This window comes from Mesorhizobium sp. M7A.F.Ca.CA.004.12.1.1, assembly GCF_003997835.1.
Lineage (GTDB): Bacteria > Pseudomonadota > Alphaproteobacteria > Rhizobiales > Rhizobiaceae > Mesorhizobium.
Window position 1 is genome coordinate 24617 of record NZ_RZRK01000001.1, and the last position, 15095, is coordinate 39711.

Sequence of the window (15095 nt, forward strand, 5' to 3'; positions counted from 1 at the left end):
ACTAAGCTGCGGGGGTCCTTTGGTGCAGGTAGGTCGTGTCGAAATCACCTGCACGAGTGAGGCCGGGCCAATCAAGAGCATGCACTCTTGACCCCGTCGTGGCGATGAGGCCCCTACGTCGAAGTTCCTGAAGCATTCGGTTGACGTGGACTGTAGACAAGCCCAATGCATCGCCAAGTGCTGCCTGGGTAATCGGAAGATCCGCGACGTGATCCTGAATGCGTCCAACCGAGCGCAAGCGAAAGATCAGTTCGCACAAGATGTGAGCCATGCGCGTGTATGCCTCGCGTCTTCCCACATTCGTTACCCATTCTCTGTAAATCGCTGCATCGATCAGCGTCGACCGCCAAAAAGCCGTCGCGATTCGAGGATGCTGTTCGCAAATGGTGCGAAGAGCGTCATGTCGCATGAAGCCGAGTCTGGCTGCTGTCAGGGTCGTAAAATTGCAATCCATGACCGACAGATGCAGTCCGTGCAGATCGGGAATATCTCCAGCCACAAAGAAGGATGTAATCTGCCGTTTGCCATCGCCGGTAAGTTTGGTTGAACCGAGCAGGCCATCCAAAACCACGAACGAATTGACAGGGCGGTCACCCTCACGCACCAGGTCGTAGTTGGCCAAAAAATCCTTCTCCTGAATCTGGATGCCTTTCAAAACCTCGATATCGCCCTCTCGGAGATCCGAGATGCTCTGGAGCTTGCGAATAAGGACATCCAAGGATGAGGTGGGTGACAAATTGGCTACCTAGCTGATGTTGATTATCGAACTTGCATTCGCTTCAAAAGTTCCGAGTAGCCGTAAAGAGGCGCCGGACTGATGGTCGGCAGTTGGGAACTCAAGACGCGAACGCACCCAGGACCTTGGCCGGGACCTCAGTGCCCAGCGCCAGAGGGTTGAGGCCCCGTTCGGTTGCTCGCTTGGGGTGCGGCAACGCTCCCGACGTGAATATGCCGCACCCTTAAGGGAGCCGCCCGAGCCGCGCATTAACCTATGACATAGGCTGGGTTCGAATTTTTGACGTCACATCAGGGGCTCCAGCTCCGTTGAGCCCGCCAGAATTCCGCACAAGCCACAAGAAAGAAAGCGGCAGGCGAGAAAGGGGTGATAATCCCTTAGCCATCTCGCGTTTGGCTTGCGATTGACACGCACCCAAACCGAGGCAACGCGGTATGTGATTATGCGGTAGCCGAAGGGAGATAGCGAATGAAGAAGACCTATCAGGAGGCTCATTTTGACAAGCGTGAGCGACTGTCGGCGGTGAGGGCTTCGCCCAGCTCATCGCCCCTCAGCTCGGGGCCGACTGACTAAAGGCGGCACTAATTGGTACTACAAAAGGAAGCTTGTTGGGGCCGGCCCTTCTCCAAGTTGCCTGTCTCTCAAGGCCCCTGCCTCCCGGTAGCGGGCTTTTGCATTGCTGGTTCCCCGGAAGAGCCGGGAAGTCCGCCACATTGCGTGGAACATGCCGTATCGCGGGGAACATTTTAGCAAACTGTAAATTCAACGGTCTTCTGGTAGGAGGCCAATGTGTCCCGGCGAAGCGTCGACAAAGACCGATTGGAGCGCGCAGACCGTGAGGCAAAGATTGCTAACGCGGCCGAGAGAGAGGCGCGAGATACAAAAACTGCGCGACTTCGAGAACAACGCTTTGCTGCCGAAGCCAAGGCTTCGCAATCATTCAAGAAAGGTCGATCCAAGGCCTAGGTCGCTTACCCGCTGACGCTCGCCCCGACGCGCGCAAGTGGTGCGGGCCCGTCCAAACGTGAGGTGCGTGCGATTGCGAATTTTTCTTGGAACCGTCTTTTCGCAGCGAAGTTCGGTACCGAAGGGACATTCCAATATGGAGTTGATCATGAAACAGGTTCTTTTGGCTTCAGCCATTATGGTACTGTCAACTGGCCTCGCTGTTGCGCAATCGACCACCACGACCACAGGCGGATCGTCGACCTCGACGACCCAGACAATGCCGAGCACTACGACCGATCAGGGAACGGATTCGACCACCACGAGTGGAACGAACTCTAACTCGAACTCCGCCAAGGACTGCGCTCCAGGTCAACAAACTGGCAGCGCCAAGCAGGCCGCGCCAGGTCAACAGGATACCGATGCTAACTCGGCTGCTCCTGGCCAGATGAAAAAGACCACGGAAGGCTGCTGACGTGTCTTGGAACTGTTGCCCTGTTCCAGATTGATGCAAAGGGGTCGACTCTCAGGGTGTAGCCGCTCTCGAACGCCCGTCGTGCTAGGTCGGCACGGGGGGTCGATACCAGACCAAGGTCTTGTCGTTTCGCGGCGAGTCGCCCGCGAGGTGTGCCGTGTTGGTTCACCCCAGGTGGCACCTGCTTTGCACCGCCCGCGACAGCAGGGGAAACCAACACCCCAGCGAGTCCCATTATCCCAGGGACGGCCCGCCGCTGCCGCTAATGGGACGGCGGGCTTTTTTCTTATTCCATGAAACGAAAGGTCATTCCGTAAGTTGGCTTCCCAAGGAGGAACCAATGAAAAAGGATGGCGACGGCCGTGTGAAGAAGGGCAATGAGCAATTGCTTGCCCGACGTTTGTCTGAAGAAGTCGGCATTTCGGAGCCGGATGCGCGCGGTCTGATCAAGCTTATCGGCACGGATTGGAATTCGCTGCTTCGTGAAGCCCGATTTTTGAAAGAGCGGCATTAGAATGCTCCTGCCTGTCGTGACTAAATTATTATTCAATCGACTCTCGCCAATATGAGCGTAGTCTACTCTCATCGGCGGTAGTTTCAGGGCACCGCCGGCTGTGAGCGAAGAACATGCTTCCGCCCCAACGGAGGAAGCCATGACCGCTCCCGCTACCATCGGCGTTGCAAATCCCGAAGAACTCGCCCTCCTACAGCAGGTGTTTCAGCGGGCCTGCAAAGAGCGTGCGCTAGCAGAAGGCAGCGTCGAGGCCGAGGCACTGAGCGCCCGTCTGATGTGGCTGTTCCAGCACTCCGGAGCCTACTTCGATGAAGCTACTTTCGAAGAGATGCTGCGGGGTGAAGGCTGATGAGCCGCGCACCTTATCTGGACCGCCTGGATGATCTTATTCGCCAGCACAAGGAGCTTTCTGCGCAAGGGGAGATCCTGCGGGCGGAATGTCGACTGAGTTGCTATGTCTTGGAGGAATCGGCCGATGACCTACGGGGAATAGTTGGCAGGGCTTGGGACGCCAGAGTAGCACGGCTTCGCCGTGATACTATTCGGTCCGGGAACGTGATTACCGTTGCAACTCGGGTATAAATTGCGCCATGTTCACAACAAGTCCTCCAGGCTTAATTGTAGCATTCCCCTTATGCCGGTAGCGTATGCGTCAGGTCATTCGGCCCACGCTTGTGTCCAGTTAAGGTCGGCACGGTCACTCAACCCGAGCTTGGTCCGCTTGATCCTGCCGACTCCCTTACGCGAACGCTTTTTGTCGCACTGAGCCAGAGCTCCGATGCATTTGAAGCACCCTTGAGCACCTCGTGTGCTTGTGAAAGCAACGTCTGCTCCTGCGATCGGGTGGAAAGACGCCGGCGCACGTCGCGGAACAGAACCGTGTGCCTGACGTTGTGCCGAGATCGAGGTCTAGGAGAAACGGCATGGTTGCGCCACGCGCTGTGTGGAAGGGCTTTCTGAGGGTCGGTTCCGTGTCATGCGGGGTGAAGATAGTTGGTGCCACAAGTGAGGCATCCAAGATCCACTTCAAGATTTTGAACCGCAAGGACGGTTTACCCGTCAAAAGCGCTTATGTCGATGAAGAGACCGGCGATGTTGTCGAAGCCGAGGATCAGATCAAAGGGTATGAGGCGGACAAGGGTGATTTCATTCACGTCGAGCCGGACGAGATAAAGAAACTGAAACTGACGTCGCAGCATACACTTGACATCGATTCCTTCGTTCCGGTTGCCGAAATCGACACACGCTTTCTGGAGAAGCCATACTACTTGATCCCGGCAGACGGTGCCTCTCTGGAGGCCTTTGCCGTCCTGCGCGATGCGATGGCCAAGAAGCGCGTTGCGGCACGCTCCTGCGTCGTACTTTATCAGCGCGGGCGCGAAGTATTGATACAGCCCCTTGGAAAAGGGATGTTGCTGACCGAGCTACGGACCCACAATGAGATGACATCGGAAGACACCGTCTTCAATGACGTGAAAAGCCCAAAATACGATGCGGATCTGCTCGAAATCGCGGGGCTTCTCATCGACAAGAAAGTAACAAAGTTCGATCCTTCGAAATTCGAGGACACCTACGAGGATGCGTTGATTGCCATGATCGACGCCAAGCGCAAGGGCAAAAAACCGCCGAAACCAGCGCCGAAACCCAAGGAGAACGTGGTCGACCTGGCCTCGGTTCTCCGAAAGAGCCTCGCCAAGGAAGGCATCGGCCAAGACCGGCCAAAGGCCAAGAGCCGCAAATCAGCATAGTCAAAGATAGCGATCACCAACGCGGCGGTGCTGAAAAGAACCAGTGCAATTGCAGTGCTAGGTTAGAAGCGTACTGGGTGTGAGCAAAGTTCATGTTGGCGCCGAAGCGATGCGCGATAAAGAGGCGCAGGCCCAACGGCCGCTGGATCTTCAGGCCGTGAGCCCAGCCTCACGCCTCAAACGTTGAAGCCGTTCGCTCGGCACTCGACGCCGTGCATGCTGCCCGTCGGAGGCGTGAGCGTTGACCGCGCCTTCATCTACAGTGACTGGCAAAGGTACGATCGTCACAGCCGGCACCATATCCCTCCATAGAGCTTGCGGCTTGCTCGGGACTGCGACTGATTCATGCCGATCGTCGGTGCGTTGCGATGGCACTTGGTAGGAAGGGTCTGCCCTGATCACCGGCTCCAGATCGTGGGGGAAGTTCGGCGCATGGACGGGCAGTGCTTCGGCCGAATTTTCGCCCTTTTGAGTGATGGCCGGAAGCATTTCAGCGATCTCGATCAGGATATCTTTGACCAGATGTCTCATCTGTGCGCCCGCCCGCTGCGGCCATTGCTATGGCGATCAAACTTGCTGAGGCAACCAATGTTCCCGCTTGAAGCGAATGACGGGCTTTACCGGGAAAGATCGGCGGAGCGGCTCCTGAGATACTCCAGGCGACGTCGCTGCGATCCTCTCGCCTGGCATGATCGATGTCGGAAAGTCGAATTTGAACGTACTGTTCCTTGCCTTCGTCGGAGCGGTGGATGATCCGATGACGGCTGTGTGCCTCGCCCCCCGACTTCCCTTGCCAGCTTCTTCCCTGGCTGCTGTCTGGCCTCCGGTGGGTTCGATCGGGAACAAAGGCTCGACCATCCGGTTTGGTACCATCCCGTTAAGCACAAGACTAATGTGCAGCCTGACGGATGAGAGACGGCTGCCGGATTGCTATGGCTGTTCCCGATCTGCATTCGGCAGCCGAGATTGAGCCCAAATGCCCTAAGGAGACTTCGCATGAGCGAAGCAGGACACAGCGCAGGCAATGAGGTGACTTCGATTGCGGGCACGTCGCCGTTCGCCAGTTTTTTCATGGCTGGCTTCGAGTGCTCGTCGCACCGGCGCAAGGACGGCGTTCGCCTCGATCTTATCCGCGCGACGTCGCATTATTTGCATGCCCTGGGCGACTACCGCAGTTGCGCCGAACTCGGTCTTCGTACCATCCGCGACGGCTTGCGCTGGCACCTCATCGAAACCGCTCCTGGAACCTATGACTGGTCAAGCTGGACGCCGATGGTCGAAGCAGCGCAATCGGCAGGTGTCCGGATCATCTGGGACATCTTCCACTACGGATCTCCCGACCATGTTGATCAGGGATCGATGCATTTCATCGATGCCTATGCCTCGTTCGCCGCGGAAGCTGTGAGGGTTCATCGTTCAATCGCCGGTACAGCGCCTCTGTTGTGCCCGATCAACGAAATTTCGTTTTTCGCCTGGGCTGTTGAGGTCGGCTATTTCCCCCGCGTCGGCCCGAAGAGGCGGGGATGGTTCAAGCGGCACCTCGTGAAAGCAGCAATAGCCGGCGTTCGCGCGATGCGGGAGGTCGATCCCGCTTGCAGATTTGTCTGGGCCGAGCCGCTTATCCACATCGCTCCTCGCGACCGGACCCGCACCGAACGGCGCCGGGCCGAAAATGCCCGTCAGGGACAGTTCGAAGCTTACGACATGCTGCTGGGCCGGGCCGAACCTGAGCTGGGTGGGAGCGAAGATGTCGTCGACGTCGTTGGCTTGAATTTTTATCCACACAATCAGTGGTACCTAAACGGGCCGACGATTCCGATGGGGCATCACGAGTACCGTGCCCTATCGGAGATGCTGATCGAAGTCGCGCATCGATACAGCAAGCCTATGTTCATCGCCGAGACCGGCTCCGAGGGGTCTGGCGGGCCGGCTTGGCTCCACTATGTCTGCGACGAGGTGCGTGCCGCAGAAAGCCTCAAAGCCCCGATCGAAGGTATTTGCCTTTACCCGGTAACCGCCTATCCGGGCTGGGACAATTCGCGGCATGCGGAGGTGGGATTGTTTTCAGTCGTCCAGGCGGACGGCAGCCGACACGTCCACAAGCCCGTCGCGGACGAATTGGCCCGCCAGCAAGCTTTGTTCGCGGCGAACCCGACGCGTTAAATACATGAGCTGCACGAGGGACTGCGCGAGCGCCTGTCGGCCCCGCGCCGATGCTCCCGGGTCCAGGTGGGGGAGCTACAGCGCCCCTTCGGCCAACGACGCATTCCCCACGCCCGCCCATTCCGGGACGCTCTTTTGAATGCGTGCGAAGGTTGCCAGGGCCTGCCCGACCACCTGATCCATGTTGTAGTAGCGGTAGGTTGCCAGGCGGCCGACAAACCACACGTCGGGACAGGTTGCGGCGAGCGCTTCGTAGCGCTTGTAGAGCTCTTCGTTTTCGGCCCGCGGCACCGGATAGTACGGGTCCCCGATATCGGTGGGATATTCGTATGTCAGGCTGGTCCGCACGCTCCGTTGGCCGGTCAAATGTTTGTATTCGGTGATGCGGGTGTAATCTTCCGTCTGGGGGTAGTTGACGACGGCAACCGGCTGAAACTGCTCTTGGTCGAGTGTGACGTGCTCGAAACGGAGCGAACGATAAGGAAGACGCCCTAGCTGCCAGCCGAAATATTCGTCGATCGGGCCGGTATAGATCAGGCGGTTGAAGGGTATCTTGTCACGAATTTCGCGGAAGTCGGTCTGCAGCATGACCTTGATGTTCGGGTGACCGAGCATGCGCTCGAACATCCTCGTGTATCCACCGGCAGGCATCTTCTGGAAGCTGTCGCTGAAATAGCGATCATCGCGGTTGGTCCTGGTCGGCACTCGTGCCGTCACTGATTTGCTCAGCTGGTTCGGATCGACGCCCCATTGCTTCCTTGTATAACCACGGAAGAACTTCTCGTAGAGCTCGCGTCCCACGGTGCTGACGACAACATCCTCGGCCGTTCGCACGTCCTCTACCGTCTCGCGCCGCGATGCGAAGAACTCCTCCAACTGTGCGGAATTCAACTCGAGGCCATAAAGGCGGTTTATCGTGTCGAGATTGATCGGGATGGGAAGCAGTTTCCCGTCAACCGCCGCCAGAACCCTGTGCTCGTATGTGCGCCATTGGGTGAACTGCGAGAGGTAGTCCACGATCGACTGGCTGTTGGTGTGAAAAATATGGGGCCCGTAACGATGGATGAGGATGCCGGCTTCATTGTAGCAATCGTAGGCGTTGCCGCCGACATGGCTGCGGCGGTCGACCAGGAGAACGCTTTCATGACGCTGGGAGGCTATCCTTTCAGCAAGCACGCTGCCGGCAAACCCCGCGCCCACGATCAGCCAATCGAACATGGCTATGCGCTCCTGCGGAGCGGGACGACCTTCTTGCGTCGGTAGGCGCCCTCAATGTGAGCGGCCATGGCCTTCCATGTTCTTTCCCACGACATGTCAGCCAGATAGGCATCGACTTGCGGCAGCAGCATCTCGCGCGGTCGCAAAAGCAGGGAGCGCAGCTTGCTGTCCAAGTCGTCAATGTCGGCGATCTCCACCAGCCCAGCAGCGCCGTAGCTGCGCACAACGTCAACGATTGCCGTCGAGATCACCGGCAGGCCCGCCGCCAGAAACTCTGGCGTCTTGGTTGGGCTGATGAACCGGGTCGCTTCGTTGAGCGCAAACGGCATCCACCCGGCATCCCAATGGCGCAGATAATCGGGCAGGTCGCAGTAGGCCTTCGCGCCCAACCAATGCAGATTGTCGGCCTTCGGCAGGATTGCAGGATCGATTTTGACAACGGGGCCGATCATGACGAAATGCACGTCCGGCATGGTCCGCGCCGCTAGCGCCACGAGGTCGACGTCCAGCCGCTCGTCGATGACGCCGAAATACCCCACCCTCGGGTGAGGAATGCCGGCCTGATCGATGGGGTCCTTTCCTGGCAGCCTTGCCTTGTGAAAGTGTTTGACATCGATGCTGCTCGGAAAGGGGTAAATGGCCTGATGCAGGCGGCGCTTGGTCTCGAACAGGCTCAGGCCACCGGTGAAAACGAGATCGGCGCGGCGCAGAAGTTCCTTTTCCATCTGCGCCAGTTCGGGCGGTGCATTCTTGAAGGCGGAGAGTTCGTCCATGCAGTCGTAGACGCATATGTCTGGGTCAAGGAACTCCGTGAAGCGAAGAGCCATCGGCGTGTAGTACCAGGCGATCAGCCGGCTGTGCGGCATAGAAGCTATGATCTGCTGAACAAATCTCCGCTGGACGGCATCTGATTTCGCGGCCGACGCGCCGAGCGGAAGCACTGGTGTCACAATTAGAATGTTTGGCGACGCCTCGCTCGTCCGCATCAGCGGCTGTGGCAGTTCTTCAAAAACAGGCTCTTCAAAGTAGATCACTCTCTGCTTCATGGATGCAAGAGTGAGGATATGCTGCGGCCGTTGATGAACGAAATTCCATCGCAAATGGGAGAAGCAAACCAGTAGATTTTCCCTGCCAACGTGTTTACTGGCGGATACCCTGCCCAAGGCTGCTTCCATTGAGATGTTCCTTCTCGTAATCTTTGGTTTATGTTACGACTAACATTTGTTAATAGCGGGTCGAGGAGAAATAGACTTCGATGCCAGCTCCTAACTTTCCCGCGCGTGAGTTGTTCCAAGGTGAAGTGAAGTGCTCTCAGTCACCGCTCGGATGACGAATGCGACGACATTTCCGCGGAGCTGAGAACGGCCACCACGCGTCGCCGGGCTTTGAAAGCGTGAGCGACGGGGGAATGTCGGTGGAGAACTGACCTGCCGTATTTGCGTTTAAGTCGCTGGTTATAAAATGTGCAGGACATCAAGTTGATTCGCCCGCATCACTGGCGAGTCCGTGCCAGGCGAATTCCGGGGCTGATATGAAGATCGACTTTTCAACCAATGTTTTTCCGCTGTTTCATCCGCAAAGCGTGGATGATCTCAAAGACCCTTGCCCCGTCTTTGATGGCAGCCTGTGGCACGTCTTCGGCTCGAGCGGCACGGTGACCAGCGAGACGTGGAGGATCCTGCATGCCACGGCGCCGGAACTTTATGGGCCGTGGACCGAGCATCAGTCGATCGAGCTTCCTATCAATGGGAGTGGTGTTGCGGCTCCGGGGGTCATTCACGAAAGTGGCGTCTTTCACATGTTCATCCAGACCGAGTTCATGAAGTCTGGTGGCCGCTGCGAGCATGCGGTTTCCAATGACGGGTTCCATTGGGTGGTTCTTAGCCCGGCAATCCTCGCCATCCCGGACACGGAGGAAGATGGCATTTACGATCCGCATCCCGCAGTTATTGGCGGCAAGCGCTACCTCGTCTATTCCGCCATGCCAAAATTCACCAGGGTGCCACAGCCCGACATCTATCTCGCGCGTAGCCAATCCGATTCATGGTTCGGCCCTTGGAAGCGGATCGGCAAGATCCTCGACCATAATGAAGTTCCTCACCACAACACGAGAGAGGATCCCGACTACGAATGGGGGATAGAGGGCGCACAACTGGTCGAATTGCCGGATGGCCGCGTGCTTCTCAATGCCACTTGCTTTCTCCCGAATGGCCTTCGGGGAAACCGGCAACGCGTGTTTTTTGCCATCGCCGATGATGTTGCTGGACCCTATGTGTCGATGGGACCGGTGCTGGAACCAGGCCAGCCGGGAGAGAACGGCCACTCGACCGTGATGATCGAAGGGGGCCAACTTTCGCTGTTTTACCAAAGCCGGGTCGCCACGACCGATCATCGGTGGCGCTACGGCTTGGCCAGATGCGACGTCGCCCTGTTTTCCAAGGTTGCATGATTTAGGTGTTGCTCGGACGGAACAATCCGTCGGAGCGCGTGCACACGACACCATGCAGCAGTCGCTCGCGGCGTTCGAAGACATGGGCGAACTGAATATCTCTGCTCCTTCCCGCAGGAGAATGAAACATCAGCACGTATTCTATGCCTTCATCCTCGCTTCGTTGAAGGCGTCTAACAGCGCAGGGACGTGCCGGGCGTCCAGAGCGAGCAGATGATCGACAGGCGGACAGCCGAATAGACAAAGGTCAGCCAAAGCCGAGGCAACCGGCGGCCTTCCGCTCGACCCGTGCGCAGTCGGGAGCACAAGGTTTGTACTCGAGCCACTGAAGCTCCGCACGAGGGGCAGCTCAGCTCATTCCTGATTGTTGCGTGCCTGACGAGCTCTCCGTTTCAGCCTGATCATAAATGCTTTCACCTAGTGGAACATCGGAGGTTCCACGAAGTTGGGAAGCCACGGAGGACGTGCACATGAACAGTGTCATCTATCTTATCGGCCTTATCGTTGTCGTGCTCGCGGTCCTCTCCTTCCTCGGTCTTCACTAGGTGGCCCATGCAGCATGAGAACGATCAGGGCGGACAGCCCACCGATTTCGACAAGGCGAAAAGCGACGTTTCCGACAGGCTTCGCCAGGAACAAGAACGTGCCAGCGAGCTGCTTCACGACGCGCGTGACACGGTGACCCGTAAGGCTGGCGATTATGCATCTGAAGCCAGGGATGCGATTTCCGACAAGGCGGAGGAAGCTCAGCGCGACATCGGATCGAGTCTGGCGGCGCTGGGCGGCGCACTGCGCGCGGCCAGTGACCATCTGGCCAACAACGATGAAAGGAACGCATCGAAGTTCGCATTGGATGCCGCCGGTGGCTTGGAGCGGCTTTCATCGTCATTGAAACAGAAACCGTTCGGCCAGGTCCTGGAGGACGTGCAGTCCTTTGGCCGGCAAAATCCCGGTGTCCTGCTTGCCGGATCGGTATTGGCCGGATTGGCTCTCGGGCGGTTCATCAAGGCTTCTCCGCCGGCGGGTCCAGAATTCCAGGATGCTGCGGGAGACCTCAAATCACACACCGATCAGGCACAGGGTTGGTCCGTTGATCGTTCGCAGGATTCGGGCCTCGTCGGCGATGATGGGGCCACGCAGAACGCGGAGCAGGACAGATGAACACCCAGGACAATCCCAGCCTTACCGGACTGATCACCGACTTGGCCCAGAATGTCACCACTGGTGCAAACCGAGGCAAGGCTGTTTCGGGCGGAGCTCTCTGAAAAGCTTGCCAAAGCCGGAGCAGGTGCCGCGGAAGTACTGGGCGGCGCGATTTGCCTGCTCGCCGCGCTATTGGTGTTGCTGCAGGCACTCGTTATCGCACTGACGCGGGCAGGGCTAGGCGCGGGGTGGTCTTCCCTGCTGGTCGGTGTGGTCGTGGCGGTCCTCGGCGTCATCCTGCTGCGGACCGGGATGGCCAGCATGGCGCCTTCGGAACTTACCCCCGACCGGACCCAGGAACAGCTTAAGCGCGACGCGAGCGTGATCAAGGAACAGGTGAGATGAAAGAGAAATCCGCAGCCGAACTTGAACGCGAGGCCGAGGCAGCCCGCGCCCGGGTGATGGAGACCGCCGAATCCATTCGAGGCAAGATGACGCCCGGACAATTGCTGGATGAGTTCACCGGGCTGTTCTCGGGAGGGGAGAGCTCGGCCATGCTCAGCAATCTCAGAACGCAGGTCCGAGACAATCCTTTGCCGGTCACCATGGTGGGCGCAGGTCTGGCTTGGCTGATGTTCGGCAGCGGTACCTCAAACACCCCCCACGGTTCGGCTGGATACTCCATGCCTTCGGCGCCGGGACGACATGATGACGGGGAGCGTGGAGGCCTTGGCAGCACGCTTTCCGATGCCGCCACATCGTTGTCGTCGGCTGCTACCAGCGTCAGCGATACCGTTTCGAGCGCGGCAAGCAACGCCGCCGAGGGTTTGACGGGCAGCACGGCCACTGCAAGATCGGTGACCGGCGAGATGGCGGCGAAAACCACCCGCTCTGCCCAAGAACTGTTTGAGAACCAACCCTTGGCCGTAGCGGCCGCCGGTCTCGCCATCGGCGCCGCCATAGGTGCAATGCTGCCCCATACCGCAACGGAGGATGAGCAACTAGGCGCCTATGGCGACAAGCTTCGCGACACCGCCGAAACCATGCTCGACAGGGGTCTGGATGAAGCCAAGCAGGTCGCCGCCGACGCCTATGAGACCATCAAGCAGGAAGCTGGCCGGAAAAATATGGAAGCAGGCACGATGGCCGATCAGCTCGGCGAGGTCGTGAAGTCCACGGCAGACAAAACCGAGCATGCCGTGCGTGAACGGATTTCCGATCCGTCTCAGCGTCAAACCTAGCTTGAATGATCCTGGATCAACGATAGTCGGTCTCTTCAGAAGGGCCGGCGTTGTTGTTCAAACGGTGAACCGCTCGAGTCATTTCAGAGCGTAGAGGTAAGCCGCGATATCGCGCGCCTGCTGCTCTGTTATCCGGGTCGACGGCATGGCGGTGTGCGGATTGATTTCCCTGGCCGATCGTATCCAGCGGATCAGGTTCTCTGGATTGTTGGCCAGCCCGCCGCCGATAAAGACGCGGTCAGCAAGACTGGCATCCAGGCGAGGACCGACCTGCCCTTGCGCGCCCGGCACGCCCGTAATCGTATGGCAGCCGGAACAGCCATTCGCAGTCATGATCGGCAAGGCCCTCGCAGTGTCACCGCCTGTGGCCGCCTCCGCCTCGTGGCGGACGCGCGCGGCCCGATCGGACCACCAGGTCATTCCGGCCACGGCCGCGACGAGCAGCACCAGCGCGGCGATGACGGCGGCAAGCAGTTTAGACACGCTCGTACGCATGCGCCGCCTCCCTCCTTCCGCTCGCCTTGATCCACAACGCGGCCAGCAGCAGCGCTGCGCCGCCATATATCAATCCAGCCGGAACCCACATCACCAGCCCAGCAAGTTGCTGGTCCTCCAGGGGGCTCAAATTCCACAGTGCCGCTCCCACGGCGTTCTCCGGGTACCAGAGGCGTGGCGAGAGCAACAGGAGAACGCCGAGCAGCCCGGTATGCAGCGAGGTGACAAAGAGGTGCATCACTGCGCTCCCATAGGCATGCTGGCGGCCGGGACGCGGCAAGAGGACCCACCAGAACAGCAGCCCTGTTCCGAAGAAGCTCGCGTGCTGTGCATAGTGCAGTACGCCGCGTTCGAGCGCGGCCTCGAACAACACCGGAATGTGCCAAATCCATATAGCAATGCCGTGGATAATGGTCGCGCTGATCGGCCGCGTTGCGAAGGCCCAGACCACCCTCAGCCAATTGGCGTGTCCGGCAATTCCCAGAACGCGCCGGAACCGGATGGGTAGGCCCCACATCAAGGCCGCAGTCGGGCAGGCAGAGACCAACAGCGGCGCCGCCACGGCCATCAGCAGTTCATGCTCGATCATATGCGCCGCAAAGACCTGCTCGCCGAGCACATGAATCGGGCTGACCAATGCGGCTGTCAACACGCTCCATCCGGCCGTGAACAGCAGAGCCTGGCGCAGCCGCAGAGTCCTGCCGCGGCTGCTGCGCCGCCAAAGCCGGCCAGCGCCAACGACATATATCAGGGCAAGCACGGCGAGTGGCAGGGTGATGGGCAGCGCGAGCGTCCACCCGGCCCCGGGCGCGGCGGCGCCGTAGCAGATGGAAGTAGGGAACAGCGCGTCCAGGTTCATCGCAGGCACTCATCCAGGATCAGCGCCGCGCTGCCTTGCATGAGGATCACAAGCGCAAACAGCAACGCCGACAACATCCCGAGATTGGCGACGAAGCGCTCTGTGCCGCGCGTACGCTCCGGCTTGAATGCGGCACCGCCTCGCTGCTTCGCCCGCCACGACAGCGCCCCGCCGAGCAGCGACAACAAGACGAGCAGCAGCGCCACGGGAAGCACGACCGGCACCTGGCGGTTGCATTGCCAAGGCACCAGCGCATAATTCAGCTGTGTCGAGACCGCCCAGGCCAGCGGACCTGACAGAAGACCACCCCAAGACGTTCCCAACCGTAACGCTCGCATCTCAGCCTAGCCTCGGCGCCCAATAGATGAGCACGTAGATCGGGATCCAGGTCAGGACCACGAAATCCCAGTAGAAGACATTGTCGCCGACATCGCCGAAGCGCCGGCCGCTATAGCCGTGGCGCGTGAACATCAGCACTGTCAGCACGATGGTGTCGCCGACATCGGTTATAAGGTGCGTGGTGTGCAGGCCAAGCAGCACCCAGAGCATCGATCCATAGGCGTTGGTGTCCCAATAGATGTTGAGGGCGGGGAATTCGAACCAGCGCACGACGAGCGGAGCGATGCCGAGCAGCGACATAACCACCAGGCCGATCCGCACCGGAACCATGGAGCATTGCTTGGCGTGGCGGTGGAGGACGTGGTTGGGCACAAGGCTGACGACAAACAAAATCGTCACGATCGTTCCGGGCCAATGGTCAGGCTGCGGTGCGCTAAGCCGCCACGCTGGCCACGACAGCGCAAGATAGAGATATGCGCCCGCTGCCAGCGCGAAACCGGTGCCTTCCAAAGCCATGAAGCCGAGCGTGCCCCACCAGGTGGGGCTGCGCGGACCGTGCCCGAAGGTCGGCAGGCCAGAAAGATCGGCGGCGGCGCGCTGCTTCATTCCTGGTCCTCCGGATCGCCCTTGGGCCAGAACCAACCGATCAACGTGATGGCGATCGGCGCGGCGCCCCAGACGATCGCCCAAGGCGTGAAGATCGAATAGAGAAACGTGCCGCCGACGGCTAGCGCCGCAAAAAGCGGCCAGATCGACGGTGTGGCCGATTT

17 protein-coding genes are annotated in these 15095 nt (G+C 59.2%); 9 read left to right on the forward strand and 8 right to left on the reverse strand.

The window, feature by feature from the left end:
- Position 1: 1 nt before the first annotated feature.
- Complete coding sequence (locus EN984_RS00180) at positions 2-736, reverse strand: Crp/Fnr family transcriptional regulator (RefSeq protein WP_127266473.1); 735 nt, start codon at positions 734-736, stop codon at positions 2-4.
- Between the two features lie 1114 nt (positions 737-1850).
- On the opposite strand from EN984_RS00180, the gene EN984_RS00185 reads away from it, so the two are divergent.
- The 4 genes from EN984_RS00185 to EN984_RS00200 all read left to right on the forward strand — a co-directional run bounded on the left by EN984_RS00185 (position 1851) and on the right by EN984_RS00200 (position 4418).
- Complete coding sequence (locus tag EN984_RS00185) at positions 1851-2156, forward strand: hypothetical protein (RefSeq protein ID WP_127266474.1); 306 nt, start codon at positions 1851-1853, stop codon at positions 2154-2156.
- A gap of 340 nt (positions 2157-2496) precedes the next feature.
- The gene (locus EN984_RS00190) at positions 2497-2670 is read left to right on the forward strand and encodes a hypothetical protein (RefSeq protein WP_127266475.1); all 174 of its coding nucleotides are present in this window, start codon (positions 2497-2499) and stop codon (positions 2668-2670) included.
- Positions 2671-2809: 139 nt separating this feature from the next.
- Positions 2810-3019, forward strand: a complete 210-nt coding sequence (locus EN984_RS00195; RefSeq protein WP_127266476.1) for a hypothetical protein — start codon at positions 2810-2812, stop codon at positions 3017-3019.
- A gap of 574 nt (positions 3020-3593) precedes the next feature.
- The gene (locus tag EN984_RS00200) at positions 3594-4418 is read left to right on the forward strand and encodes a Ku protein (RefSeq protein ID WP_127266477.1); all 825 of its coding nucleotides are present in this window, start codon (positions 3594-3596) and stop codon (positions 4416-4418) included.
- A gap of 150 nt (positions 4419-4568) precedes the next feature.
- On the opposite strand, the gene EN984_RS00205 is transcribed toward EN984_RS00200, so the two are convergent.
- Positions 4569-4949, reverse strand: a complete 381-nt coding sequence (locus EN984_RS00205; protein ID WP_164748699.1) for a hypothetical protein — start codon at positions 4947-4949, stop codon at positions 4569-4571.
- A gap of 465 nt (positions 4950-5414) precedes the next feature.
- Between EN984_RS00205 and EN984_RS00210 the strand changes: the two genes are divergently transcribed.
- Positions 5415-6581, forward strand: coding sequence for a beta-glucosidase (locus tag EN984_RS00210; RefSeq protein ID WP_127266478.1), 1167 nt, complete (start codon positions 5415-5417; stop codon positions 6579-6581).
- A gap of 75 nt (positions 6582-6656) precedes the next feature.
- Here EN984_RS00210 and glf read toward each other — a convergent pair whose 3' ends face one another.
- Both glf and EN984_RS00220 read right to left on the reverse strand, forming a co-directional pair.
- Complete coding sequence (gene glf, locus EN984_RS00215) at positions 6657-7799, reverse strand: UDP-galactopyranose mutase (protein ID WP_127266479.1); 1143 nt, start codon at positions 7797-7799, stop codon at positions 6657-6659.
- Between the two features lie 2 nt (positions 7800-7801).
- On the reverse strand, positions 7802-8974 hold the full coding sequence (locus EN984_RS00220; RefSeq protein ID WP_127266480.1) for a glycosyltransferase: 1173 nt from the start codon (positions 8972-8974) through the stop codon (positions 7802-7804).
- A 356-nt stretch (positions 8975-9330) separates the two neighbouring features.
- On the opposite strand from EN984_RS00220, the gene EN984_RS00225 reads away from it, so the two are divergent.
- From EN984_RS00225 to EN984_RS00240, 4 genes are all read left to right on the forward strand, one after another.
- Positions 9331-10248, forward strand: a complete 918-nt coding sequence (locus tag EN984_RS00225) for a hypothetical protein (RefSeq protein WP_164748700.1) — start codon at positions 9331-9333, stop codon at positions 10246-10248.
- Between the two features lie 552 nt (positions 10249-10800).
- Entirely contained in the window at positions 10801-11409 is a 609-nt protein-coding gene (locus EN984_RS00230; RefSeq protein WP_127266481.1) for a hypothetical protein, read from the forward strand.
- A gap of 51 nt (positions 11410-11460) precedes the next feature.
- Positions 11461-11796, forward strand: coding sequence for a phage holin family protein (locus tag EN984_RS00235; RefSeq protein ID WP_236383248.1), 336 nt, complete (start codon positions 11461-11463; stop codon positions 11794-11796).
- Positions 11793-12632 (forward strand): DUF3618 domain-containing protein, encoded by an 840-nt coding sequence (locus EN984_RS00240; protein ID WP_127270405.1) that lies wholly within the window; start codon positions 11793-11795, stop codon positions 12630-12632. Before EN984_RS00235 ends, EN984_RS00240 begins: the two co-directional genes overlap by 4 nt.
- 78 nt (positions 12633-12710) lie before the next feature.
- Here EN984_RS00240 and EN984_RS00245 read toward each other — a convergent pair whose 3' ends face one another.
- The 4 genes from EN984_RS00245 to EN984_RS00260 all read right to left on the reverse strand — a co-directional run bounded on the left by EN984_RS00245 (position 12711) and on the right by EN984_RS00260 (position 14931).
- Positions 12711-13127, reverse strand: a complete 417-nt coding sequence (locus EN984_RS00245; protein WP_127268124.1) for a c-type cytochrome — start codon at positions 13125-13127, stop codon at positions 12711-12713.
- Complete coding sequence (locus tag EN984_RS00250; protein WP_127268123.1) at positions 13108-13986, reverse strand: cytochrome c oxidase assembly protein; 879 nt, start codon at positions 13984-13986, stop codon at positions 13108-13110. Before EN984_RS00250 ends, EN984_RS00245 begins: the two co-directional genes overlap by 20 nt.
- Positions 13983-14192, reverse strand: a complete 210-nt coding sequence (locus tag EN984_RS38475; protein ID WP_245473082.1) for a hypothetical protein — start codon at positions 14190-14192, stop codon at positions 13983-13985. The genes EN984_RS00250 and EN984_RS38475 overlap by 4 nt, the downstream gene beginning before the upstream one ends.
- Before the next feature lie 133 nt (positions 14193-14325).
- Positions 14326-14931 carry a cytochrome c oxidase subunit 3 gene (locus tag EN984_RS00260; protein WP_127268121.1) on the reverse strand — a complete coding sequence of 202 codons (606 nt, stop codon included), beginning with the start codon at positions 14929-14931 and terminating at the stop codon, positions 14326-14328.
- Between the last annotated feature and the right edge of the window lie 164 nt (positions 14932-15095).

Coding starts and splice junctions, on each gene's coding strand:
- EN984_RS00185 (WP_127266474.1), top strand. CDS start 1,851: ATGAAACAGGTTCTTTTGGCTTCAGCCATTATGGTACTGTCAACTGGC.
- EN984_RS00190 (WP_127266475.1), top strand. CDS start 2,497: ATGAAAAAGGATGGCGACGGCCGTGTGAAGAAGGGCAATGAGCAATTG.
- EN984_RS00195 (WP_127266476.1), top strand. CDS start 2,810: ATGACCGCTCCCGCTACCATCGGCGTTGCAAATCCCGAAGAACTCGCC.
- EN984_RS00200 (WP_127266477.1), top strand. CDS start 3,594: ATGGTTGCGCCACGCGCTGTGTGGAAGGGCTTTCTGAGGGTCGGTTCC.
- EN984_RS00205 (WP_164748699.1), bottom strand. CDS start 4,949: ATGAGACATCTGGTCAAAGATATCCTGATCGAGATCGCTGAAATGCTT.
- EN984_RS00210 (WP_127266478.1), top strand. CDS start 5,415: ATGAGCGAAGCAGGACACAGCGCAGGCAATGAGGTGACTTCGATTGCG.
- glf (WP_127266479.1), bottom strand. CDS start 7,799: ATGTTCGATTGGCTGATCGTGGGCGCGGGGTTTGCCGGCAGCGTGCTT.
- EN984_RS00220 (WP_127266480.1), bottom strand. CDS start 8,974: ATGGAAGCAGCCTTGGGCAGGGTATCCGCCAGTAAACACGTTGGCAGG.
- EN984_RS00225 (WP_164748700.1), top strand. CDS start 9,331: ATGAAGATCGACTTTTCAACCAATGTTTTTCCGCTGTTTCATCCGCAA.
- EN984_RS00230 (WP_127266481.1), top strand. CDS start 10,801: ATGCAGCATGAGAACGATCAGGGCGGACAGCCCACCGATTTCGACAAG.
- EN984_RS00235 (WP_236383248.1), top strand. CDS start 11,461: ATGTCACCACTGGTGCAAACCGAGGCAAGGCTGTTTCGGGCGGAGCTC.
- EN984_RS00240 (WP_127270405.1), top strand. CDS start 11,793: ATGAAAGAGAAATCCGCAGCCGAACTTGAACGCGAGGCCGAGGCAGCC.
- EN984_RS00245 (WP_127268124.1), bottom strand. CDS start 13,127: ATGCGTACGAGCGTGTCTAAACTGCTTGCCGCCGTCATCGCCGCGCTG.
- EN984_RS00250 (WP_127268123.1), bottom strand. CDS start 13,986: ATGAACCTGGACGCGCTGTTCCCTACTTCCATCTGCTACGGCGCCGCC.
- EN984_RS00260 (WP_127268121.1), bottom strand. CDS start 14,931: ATGAAGCAGCGCGCCGCCGCCGATCTTTCTGGCCTGCCGACCTTCGGG.